General features: G+C 59.0%; 8 protein-coding genes. 6 read left to right on the top strand and 2 right to left on the bottom strand.

Going from position 1 to position 9982, the window contains the following annotated elements; genetic code table 11:
* The 6 genes from FJ404_18410 to FJ404_18385 all read left to right on the top strand — a co-directional run.
* A partial coding sequence (locus FJ404_18410) for a 3-keto-5-aminohexanoate cleavage protein (protein MBM3824823.1) occupies positions 1-684 on the top strand: 684 nt, incomplete at its 5' end.
* Between the two features lie 27 nt (positions 685-711).
* On the top strand, positions 712-1518 hold the full coding sequence (locus FJ404_18405; GenBank protein ID MBM3824822.1) for a sugar phosphate isomerase/epimerase: 807 nt from the start codon (positions 712-714) through the stop codon (positions 1516-1518).
* On the top strand, positions 1515-2543 hold the full coding sequence (locus tag FJ404_18400) for a zinc-binding dehydrogenase (protein ID MBM3824821.1): 1029 nt from the start codon (positions 1515-1517) through the stop codon (positions 2541-2543). The genes FJ404_18405 and FJ404_18400 overlap by 4 nt, the downstream gene beginning before the upstream one ends.
* On the top strand, positions 2540-5821 hold the full coding sequence (locus FJ404_18395; GenBank protein MBM3824820.1) for a DUF1549 domain-containing protein: 3282 nt from the start codon (positions 2540-2542) through the stop codon (positions 5819-5821). The genes FJ404_18400 and FJ404_18395 overlap by 4 nt, the downstream gene beginning before the upstream one ends.
* A complete protein-coding gene (locus tag FJ404_18390) occupies positions 5811-7295 on the top strand; it encodes a DUF1501 domain-containing protein (GenBank protein MBM3824819.1) in 1485 nt (494 codons plus the stop codon). Before FJ404_18395 ends, FJ404_18390 begins: the two co-directional genes overlap by 11 nt.
* Before the next feature lie 61 nt (positions 7296-7356).
* Positions 7357-8799 carry an MFS transporter gene (locus FJ404_18385; GenBank protein MBM3824818.1) on the top strand — a complete coding sequence of 481 codons (1443 nt, stop codon included), beginning with the start codon at positions 7357-7359 and terminating at the stop codon, positions 8797-8799.
* Between the two features lie 40 nt (positions 8800-8839).
* Here FJ404_18385 and FJ404_18380 read toward each other — a convergent pair whose 3' ends face one another.
* Positions 8840-9235 (bottom strand): hypothetical protein, encoded by a 396-nt coding sequence (locus FJ404_18380; protein ID MBM3824817.1) that lies wholly within the window; start codon positions 9233-9235, stop codon positions 8840-8842.
* 45 nt (positions 9236-9280) lie between these two features.
* Complete coding sequence (locus tag FJ404_18375; GenBank protein ID MBM3824816.1) at positions 9281-9976, bottom strand: type II secretion system protein; 696 nt, start codon at positions 9974-9976, stop codon at positions 9281-9283.
* Positions 9977-9982 lie beyond the last annotated feature (6 nt).

Raw genomic sequence — 9982 nt, 5'->3', positions numbered from 1 at the left:
CTCGACATACCGGGCTGGGCGCGGCTTCGCCAGGACATCACGAGCCATTGCGACTGCATCATTCAATACGGAATCGCCAACGGGCGTTTTCCCCAGCGGCGTGAATTGATGAAGCAGCAGAGGCCGGACATGATCTCGACTTGCTTCAATCCGCACGATGAATGTTTCGATTATGAGCCCGGTCGGGAACCCGTTGAACTCTACGGCTTGCATAACCGTCCCGAGTTGGAGGAGTACTGCCGGACAACCCGCGAACTCGGCGTCAAGATTGAGGCCGAATGCTTCCATTACGGCGGTGTTTGGAATGCGCAGCGGATGGTGCAGAAAGGCCTCATGAAACCGCCCGTCTGGATCACCTTCTTCCTGGGATGGCGGGGTGGGAGCTACACGCCCCCGACCCCGGAGGCGATGCTCTTTAACCACCATCATCTGCCTCCCGGTTTCATCTATAACACCAGCGTGATGGATCCGATCGAGCAATGGAAGATCCTCACCACGGCGATCATCCTGGGCGGCCATGTGCGCGTCGGCATGGAAGACAACCCATTTCTCAGACCGGGCGACTACGCGAAGTCCAACGCCGAACTGGTCGAGAAGATCGTCCGGATTTCACGGGAAGTCGGCCGTGAGATCGCGACGCCTGCAGAGGCGCGCGCCATCATTTGGCCGGAAGGAAAATGTTGAGCTCATCTCCAAGAACTCCTCCCGATCATGGCCCGGATCAATGCCGTCAGCTTCCACGAGGATCCTTACCTCGAATCCATCTGCCGCAAGGCGCTGGACGCAGGATTTGATTCTCTTGAGGTGTCGCGTCCACCGTTCTTCGATAGACTGCCAACCGCGGGAGCGCGCAACTTGTTCCTGAAGTGGGCGAGGTCGAAGGGATTGAAACTTCACGGATTCGACTGTTGGGTGGAGGTGGATCCGTATCGAGCGCGGGCGCAGACCCTGGACTGTTTTCGTTCGGCAATGGAATTTGCCTCCGACCTTTCACTCGGCATGGTGATCACCCATGACCCCTGGGCTCACGTCAATCGGGATCGCAGCCCTGCGGACTGCCTGCACCAGAACATTGCCTTCTTCGGGGAGGTGGCTGATTTGGCTGAGGCGCGCCAATTGTCACTGGTTTTCGAACCTCACCCCGACACCTGGAGCATGGACCCTGCATGGGCGGAGGACTTCATTGATGGCATCGGACGTTCCAACGTGGGCCTTTTATACGATTGCTGTCACTATGGAGTGGGACATCCAACCCGATATATCGAGATGATTCGAAGGCTTGGCCCTCGGATCAAGCACGTCCACTATTCCGATGGCGACCGGAAGACATATGCGCTGCACTTGCCTCTCGGTGATGGGGAATTGGACCTCGATGGCATCGTAGCAGGCCTCCAAGAGATTGGCTTCAAGGGGACATTGACCAACGACATGTATCACTGCCCTTTGCTCGAAGACGGAGCGCGGCGGAACGTGGAAAGCGTTAGGGCTGTCGAACAGAAGCTGGGATTGGCATCATGAAAGCCGCCGTTCTGGCCGGGCTGCAACAGCCGTTCCGTGTAGCGGAGGTGGCGGTGCCGGAGATCGGTCCGGAAGAGGTGTTGATTGCCACCGAAACGTGCGGGATCTGCCGGACTGACCTGCATATCCAGGATGGCCTCGCGTATATTCCCGCATTTCCGCATGTGCCCGGGCATGAGCCCGCAGGACACATCGCGGCGGTCGGCGAACGAGTTCAACGACTTCGGGTTGGCCAGCGTGTCACGACACATTTGTTCCTGACTTGCGGGTGCTGCCGATTTTGCCGTACCGGGCATGACGCCCAATGCGCGCGAGTGGGAGGCATCATTGGGGTGACGCAGCACGGCGGCTTCGCGGAATACTTCAAGGCGCCCGCTCGCAATGTCCTTCCGCTCCCGGATGCAGTCTCCTTCGAAACAGGCGGCCTGGTCAGTTGCGGTGTGATCACCGCCGTCCATGCCTACCGCCGCTCGCAAGTGAAAGCCCAGGAGGTCGCAGTTGTTGTCGGAGCCGGCGGCATTGGCTTGATGCTGGTTCAACTGCTTCAGCACGCCGGACTGCGCGTGGTCGCTGTGAGCCGCTCGGAAGAGAACCTTGGTTCCGCCCGCAGTGCGGGAGCTTCCCTCGCGATTTCACCCGCCGCACCTGAAGCTGTCGACCGCATCCGGACGTTTGCCGGAGAGGACGGCGCCGACTGTGCTTTCGACTGCGTCGGAACTGCGGCGACCATGGAATTTGCGGCATCGGTTCTGCGCCGCATGGGCAAGCTGGTGGTTATTGGGGAGGAGCCCGAGCACGCGAAGCTGGATACGATACAGATTGCGCAGCGCGAACTCGAAATTATTGGGTCGCGGAATGGCTCGATCCAGGATGCATCCGACGCTCTGGCGTGGCTGGACGCCGGTGTGATTCAACCCCAGATCGGTGGCAGATTTCCGCTGGAGGGACTAAATGAAGCCCTCCATCTGATGAGAAGCGGGGCGTCCCATGGCCGATTAATCCTCCAGATCCGCCCACAGCGATGATTCGCCGGCAACTTGGCCCTTGCTCTTTCTTCGAGATTGAGCGTAGATTCTTGGAAACTTCACGCATGAACAGCCTTGGGAACGCATCCTCCTTCCGTTCCCTCAATTCAAGTCCCCGCGCCGGCGTGATCCCGGCCAGCGTTCGTGGAGCGCTTGGACCCTTGCGGTGCTTGATCGCGGTCCTGCTCGTTCTGCGCTGCGTGGCGGCTCCGGAGACTTCGGCGCCGCCCTTGACTTCAGAAGGTGTCGAGTTTTTTGAATCCAGGATACGCCCCGTTTTGATTGAACGCTGTTATGAGTGCCACAGCGCATCGCAGGGAAAGTCGAAAGGCGGCCTGAAACTGGACAGCCGCCAGGGTTGGGTCGCCGGAGGAGATTCGGGCCCGGCGGTGACACCCGACAATCCGGAAACCAGCCTGCTGATCAAGGCGATTCGGCAGCAAGATCCCGATCTCAAAATGCCGCCGCGAAAGAGTGGCGGTCCTCTGACTCCCCGGCAGATTACAGATTTTGAAACCTGGATTCGAATGGGCGCACCCGATCCCAGAACAAACTCAGCAAGCCCCACCGGAACCATCGCCGCGGATCGGAATGGCGCACACAGTTCGAATCCGCTCGATTGGTGGTCACTGCGCCCGATCCAAGCGTTGACACCCGGTTCCATCGATTCATTCAAGGGCGCTGCCAACCCGATCGATTACTTCATCGATTCCAAGCTGGCCGAAAAGGGACTGGAGAGGGCTCCCGCAGCCGATCGGAGAACGCTGGTGCGGCGCGCTTATTTCGATCTCGTGGGGCTTCCGCCCTCCTTTGAGCGCGTGGAAGCGTTTCTCGCCGACACTTCACCGGACGCCTGGTCCAAGCTGATCGAAGAACTTCTCGAATCCAAACATTATGGAGAACGATGGGGTCGCCACTGGCTGGACGTCGTTCGATATGCCGACAGCGGAGGATATGAGACGGACATCTACTATCGAAACGCGTGGCGTTACCGCGATTATGTGATCAAGTCGTTCAATGACGACAAACCATACGACCGCTTCGTCCAGGAACAGGTCGCGGGAGACGAGCTCTGGCCGAATGATCTTGCCCTCGACGGAACCTATAAGCTCTCAGCCGAAAAGGAGCGGGCCTTGGAGGCGCGGACCGGCACCGGGATCTACACCCTGGGGACGCAGATCCATGAATCCAACATGGATACACCCAAGCGGAATTACGAAATCTTTACCGACTGGGTGGACACGACTGCCAATGCCTTTCTCGGCCTTACTTTTCAGTGCGCGCGCTGCCATGACCACAAATTCGATCCGTTCACCCAGAAGGATTGGTACGGGCTTGCCGCCGCTTTTGCCGGAAGCAAGCAAGTGGAGGTGCCCATCATACCCGCCATGGGAGTTGCCGACTTCAGGCAACATTATCCCAGGATAATTGCGGCAGACGAGGCGCGTCGCGCCTACCGTCTCTTTGAAAAGCGAGTGCAAAGTCGCACACTGAGTGATTCGGAGAAGAAGGAAAAACAGCAACTGCTGGAAACCATCGCCAATGCCATCCTCGCACTGCCTCAAAACGACGCCCAGGGCGTGCCATTTGATGGATTGATGGAGGTGCCCACCGTCAGCGTCCTCGGACACGAACGGCCGGAACTCGTCCCCGCCATTCACATTCTCCGCCGCGGCGAACTGCACTTGCGGCGCGATCCCGTGACCGCGGATCTACCTGACGTGCTCCGGAAAGCGACGGGGTGCCAGGACCCGCTTCCGGGGCCGTTCGGAAGCAGGAAGCAGCTCGCGCTCTGGCTGACCCAGCCAAAACATCCTTTGACGGCCCGTGTCATGGCGAACCGTGTATGGTCCTGGCACATGGGCCGGGGCATCGTGGGGACGCCCAATGATTTTGGAAAGGCCGGCGACGCGCCATCGCATCCTGCACTGCTCGACTGGCTCGCATCGGAGTTGATACGCAACGGATGGAGCCTCAAGAAACTGCACCGGCTCATCATGACAAGTGCCGCTTACCAGGCCGACAGCCGCTGGCTTAACTCAAACAACCTGAAACTGGATCCGCAGAACCGTTACTTCTGGAAAGGACAACGCCGACGGCTTGAAGCGGAGCTTTTGTGGGACAACATTCATGCCGTTGCGGGCACGTTGAATGGCAAGATGGGAGGCCGCCCGGTCGTGCCACCGCTCGTCCGGGATGAACAGCCACCCGGATATTGGACGGTCAGCGCCGATCCTGCGGAACATACGCGGCGTGGAATCTACATTCTGGTCCGGCGCAATTATCGGTTTCCGCTGTTTGACGTCTACGATTGGCCCGTCAATGCCGTGTCCGCGCCATCACGGGATGTGACGACCGTCGCGCCCCAAGCCTTGTGGCTGATGAACAATCGCACCGCCGTGCGCCAGGCAGAGCAATTTGCCGCGCGACTCTTCAAGGATTCAGTGGGGAGAGAAGGTTGGAATGCGCCGGACTTTGGGCCCGGTCAGCCGGGATGGTTGGGCAGCAAATCCGGGCGGCACGCGGGATGGGCGAAGCGCATGGCAAACACGAATGCCCCTGCTGGGTTCGACGCACCCATCGGCGCGGTCCTGACCCATGGAAGTTCAAGCGTCCTTTGGAAAGTCCCCGTCTCGGATCCCGCGGGAGTGGCGAGTCTGCGCGGGGGCTTGTGGAACGTCAGGCATCTCGGACGTTCGGGTGTATGGAAGTTATGGAAAAACGATCGCGACCTCCTGGCCGAGGGGATTCTCCAGGATGCTTCCGGAAGTTCCGCTAATCCGTTGGCGCTGTCCTCGGGCGCCCGGAACGGAGCATCTCTGAGCTCGATCGCCTATTCCCCGGGCGACACGTTCCGGCTCGAAATCCTCGAAGGAGATTTTGTGGGCGTCCATTGGACAATCACTACTTCGACCCGAGTCGCAGATCTCATGGCAGACTTTACTCTGATTTCCAATCCCACAGATTCAGGATGGCAATATGGCGAGTCTCTGGAGAACGGAGGAGGAACGGCCGGACCGGCGCAACCTCCCCTGACGCCGATCGACTTCGCGCTGGAGGCCTGCGTGGATCGCGCCTGGAAACTGGCATTTGCTCGCAAGCCAACGAGCGGGGAACTCCAGGAATCGATTTCCCTGGTGGAATCGCTCGAGAGATCCGGAGACAAGCTGGACGCCTCCGTGGATCTGCCGGGTTCCGTTTCGAGAGAACGCGGCGCGGCCCTGGCCAAGTTCTGCCTGTCCCTGTTCAACCTGCATGAATTCTCCTATGTCGATTGAGGTCCATTGCGCCGCTCCATTGAGATCGGCGCCGAATCCGTACGCCTGCGGCCGACGGATCCGCGTGCATTCCCGCAGGGAGTTTCTGGAGCGATCCAGCTTTGGTTTTGGCGCTCTGGCCTTGGCTGGACTCCTGAGCCGGAAGACATTGGCCTCCGAAACAGCCGTGATGGAGAAAGCCCTTCTTTCGCCCCGCCCGCCCCATTTCGCCGGAAAAGCCAAACATGTGATCTTCCTCTTCATGACCGGAGGACCGAGCCACATGGACACCTTCGATCCCAAACCCGAGCTCCAAAGGCGGGACGGGCAGCCGCTTCCGGAGAGCTTCAAAACGGAAGGGTTAAACCTTCAGTTCATGAAGGCAACGGAAGGGAAGCTCATGGGTTCTCCGTTTCAATTTCGATCGTATGGACAGTCGGGCATTCAAATCTCCGAACTCTTCACGCAACTCGCGAGCCACGCCGATGATCTCGCGATATTGCGCTCGTGCCATCATGGGTCGTTTATCCATGGACCCGCCCTCGGCCTGCTCCATTCGGGATCGGTCCGCCTCGGTCACCCCAGTATTGGCGCATGGGTCACGTATGGCCTCGGTTGCGAGAGTGACAACCTGCCAGCCTATATGGTCATGAGCGACGGAGGGTTCCGGGCGGGCAACACCGTGAGTTATGGTTCGGGATTTCTCCCCGCCATCTATCAGGGGACCGTCATCCGCTCCGAAGGTGCTCCGATTCAGAATCTGACTCCGGCGTTCCAAGCGGCGGACCAACGTTCAATCCTTGATCAGGTTCAACATTGGAATCGGAGATACCAGGAAGACCGCACCGATGATTCAAGGCTCGCCGCGCGCCTGGCCAACTATGAGCTCGCGTTCCGTATGCAGATGGCGGCTCCCGATCTGATCGACATCTCGAAGGAGTCCTCCGCCGTCCGGGAAGCCTATGGCGCCGAGAAAGAGCCGACGGCCAAATTTGGCAGGCTGTGCCTCCTCGCGCGGCGGATGGTGGAACGAGGGGTTCGTTATGTTCACCTCTACAACAACGATTGGGATGGCCACGGGGAATGCGCGAAGAACCACCGGGAAAACGCGCGCCGCATCGACCAACCCATCGCCGCCTTGATCGCGGATTTGAAACAGCGCGGCTTGCTGGAAAGCACGTTGCTGGTGTGGACCGGTGAATTCGGCCGAACGCCTGTCATGCAGGGTTCCCGCGGCCGTGATCATAATCCGTATGGCTTCAGCGCGTGGCTGTGTGGCGGGGGAATCCGTGGCGGAAAGGTCATCGGCCAGACGGACGACTTCGGATTCCAGGCGGTTGCCGACAAGGTGAGCGTGCACGATTTTCACGGGACGATTTTGGGACTCCTGGGCATCGACCACGAACGTCTGACCTACCCATTCGAGGGCCGACAGCAGCGGCTCACCGACGTCTTTGGCCACGATCATCTGACGGACCGGCTGACCCGTGCCTGACTCCCGATCACAAGCAAGTTCAGGGGCACCTTCCGAAGGGGCTGGACCGTGGTATCGAGGAATGACCAGCTACCATTGGTGCGTGTTCTCCATAGCGACCCTCGGGTGGCTGTTTGACGGAATGGATCAGCGCCTCTTTGTCCTCGCGCGCACGCCCGCGGTGCGCGACCTGGTTTCCAACCTTTCCGATGCCCAGCTCACGGCCCACGCCGGATACGCCACGATGATCTTTATCTTCGGTTGGGCCACCGGCGGCCTGATCTTTGGGATGGCGGGGGACCGCATCGGGCGGGTGCGCACGATGACGCTGACCATCCTGATCTACGCGCTATTTACCGGATTGTCAGCGTTTTCCCGGACATGGTGGGACTTTGCCTTGTACCGTTTTCTTTGCGGGATCGGAATTGGCGGCGAATACGCGGCCGGGCTCGCGCTCGTGGCTGAAGTTGTTCCGGAACGGGCGCGGCCTTACTGCCTGGGCCTGCTTCAGAGTTTGGGTGCGCTTGGGCACATCCTGGCATCGTGGATCAGCATTCACCTGGGACCGCAGTCTGAATTTCACGGAATTGCCGGATGGCGAATACTCTTCCTCCTGGGTTTCTTGCCGGCCATCCTGGCGGTCGTAGCTCGATTGCGTTTGCGTGAACCCGAGTCGTGGCTCACCTCCCGCGCTCCATTTCGAGAGGGATCAAACGCGAACCCCAAGTTGGCCGACGCCAGCCCGGAACGCGGAGATCTCAGGGAGCTCTTCAAAGATCGTCGGCTGCGTTTTCATCTCATCGTCGGAATGCTTCTGGGCTTCGCAGGGCAAACGGGCCTCTGGGGAATCGGCTACTGGACGCCAGAACTGATTCGAAACGCTCAACTCGAATTGGTCAGAGAAAACGTCGCCGCCAAAGCTGATTTAGGCGGCGCTCCCGACGGCGGCCGGATCCGAACCTACAACTTGGATCAATTGGCGGCGGCCGTGAAAGGCGATCAGAATGAAGCCAAACTTCAGGCCAAACAGTGGCGGGCTGAGAGTGATCGTTTGGTGGGGCGCGGCACCCTGCTGCAGGACGTCGCAGGCATGATTGGAATATATGCCTTTACCCTCCTCACGACCCGTTATGGCAGGCGCCTGGTTTTCGCGGTGTCATTTCTCCTTGCCATGGTGGCGACCTTGTGGACCTTCGGGCGATTAAGCCAGCCTTCCGACGTTTACTGGATGCTTCCGATGCTCGGCTTTTGCTCGGTTTCCATGTACGGCGGTTATGCGATTTATTTTCCGGAATTGTTCCCGACCCGTTTTCGAAGCACGGGCATTGGCTTTTGCTACAACGTGGCTCGATTTGTCACCGCGTTTGGCCCCTTGACCCTGGGCAAGCTGGCAGTCCTCTATGCAGGCATGGGATTCGCAGTCCCGCTCAGGCAGTCAGCCATGACACTTTCCGCCATCTTCCTGGTGGGTGTGATTACCATTTTTTTCGCGCCAGAAACAAAAGGGCGGCCCCTGCCCGACTGAGTGCGGCGCGTTCCTGCTCCGGAGGCCTCCCTGTCACCGTTTACCGAATGTTTTTCATCATTTCGGCGGCCTGCGCGTCCCCTCGTTCCGCAGCTCTGGCAGCCGCCATGGAGACACCGATGATCGCATTCCGAACCGCCATATCCTCGGCCTCACCGATCTTTCCGGAAACCTTCAACATTTGCAACGCAGCATAGGCCGCATCGTACTTCTTGTCGCGAAGCGCCTTGATCGCCGATTGGACGGTTGTCTTCACCCATTCGTCCGGATTGGCTGAAAACGTACTCTCGATCTGCATTGCCGCCTGGTCTGGGGGAAGAGCGTCGGGCAATTGCCCCGCCTTCGCTTTGCCCGGGTTCCGGTCACATGCGGCTAACAGAGCCAGACTCGCGGCGATGATGAAGCAAAGGATGCAGTTGTGAGGTGAGCTGTTCATGGGAATTCGATGATCCGCTCAGGCCAAACGATTCATCGGGCGGATTCAAGGCGCACAATTCAGGCGGCTGGGATTCGCCTTCTGTTCCTGCTTCCAGCGCGAGAACTTCATGTACTCGGCAGAACCACCATAGCAACCGACGTTGGACCCGTCCCCATGCTGGACACCCTGGTCTTCGATCGGGTCATTGGCGCCATCATTGAAAAGCGGTCCAGGATTTCTTGGATCGGGCTCCATCAGCAGAATGCCATCGGCCCGAAACGCGCCGAGTTTCAAGCCGTAGGGCTTCGTTTGCCATGCCGGTTGGCTGGTGGTTTCCATGATGTAACTCGTGCAGCGAAGGTAACGTTGCTTGTACAAAGTCGCGTAAATGCCGCCGTTCGTTTTATCCGAAGGGCACAAAAACACCGCGGTGCTCTGAAGGTAGGGATAACACTGGCCGCTGGTGACATTGGAAAGAGTGACGGGGGAGGGAAGTGGAAACTTGGTCAGCCAGCAGATCAGGGGCAGCGGTCCCGCTCCATGAAAAGGAAGCGAATCCTGAAAATCATTCGCATAGAGGGTCATTGAAAGCAGCAATTGCTTGTGATTATTCAGGCACGTGGTCCGCTGCCCCATCCTCTTGGCCTTGGACAACGCAGGCAAAAGCATGCCAGCCAGAATCGCGATGATGGCGATCACAACGAGCAATTCAATCAGTGTGAATCCTCGTGCAGGTTCAGCTCCGGAACGAGAACTCAATGTCGT

The organism is Verrucomicrobiota bacterium (assembly GCA_016871495.1).
Taxonomy (GTDB): Bacteria; Verrucomicrobiota; Verrucomicrobiia; order Limisphaerales; family VHDF01; genus VHDF01.
The sequence above is the reverse complement of the archived record's forward strand: the minus strand, read 5'-3'. Positions and strand labels throughout refer to the sequence as shown.

Excerpts from the sequence above, each read along its gene's own strand:
- FJ404_18405 (MBM3824822.1), top strand. The coding sequence starts at position 712 with ATGGCCCGGATCAATGCCGTCAGCTTCCACGAGGATCCTTACCTCGAA.
- FJ404_18400 (MBM3824821.1), top strand. The coding sequence starts at position 1,515 with ATGAAAGCCGCCGTTCTGGCCGGGCTGCAACAGCCGTTCCGTGTAGCG.
- FJ404_18395 (MBM3824820.1), top strand. The coding sequence starts at position 2,540 with ATGATTCGCCGGCAACTTGGCCCTTGCTCTTTCTTCGAGATTGAGCGT.
- FJ404_18390 (MBM3824819.1), top strand. The coding sequence starts at position 5,811 with ATGTCGATTGAGGTCCATTGCGCCGCTCCATTGAGATCGGCGCCGAAT.
- FJ404_18385 (MBM3824818.1), top strand. The coding sequence starts at position 7,357 with ATGACCAGCTACCATTGGTGCGTGTTCTCCATAGCGACCCTCGGGTGG.
- FJ404_18380 (MBM3824817.1), bottom strand. The coding sequence starts at position 9,235 with ATGAACAGCTCACCTCACAACTGCATCCTTTGCTTCATCATCGCCGCG.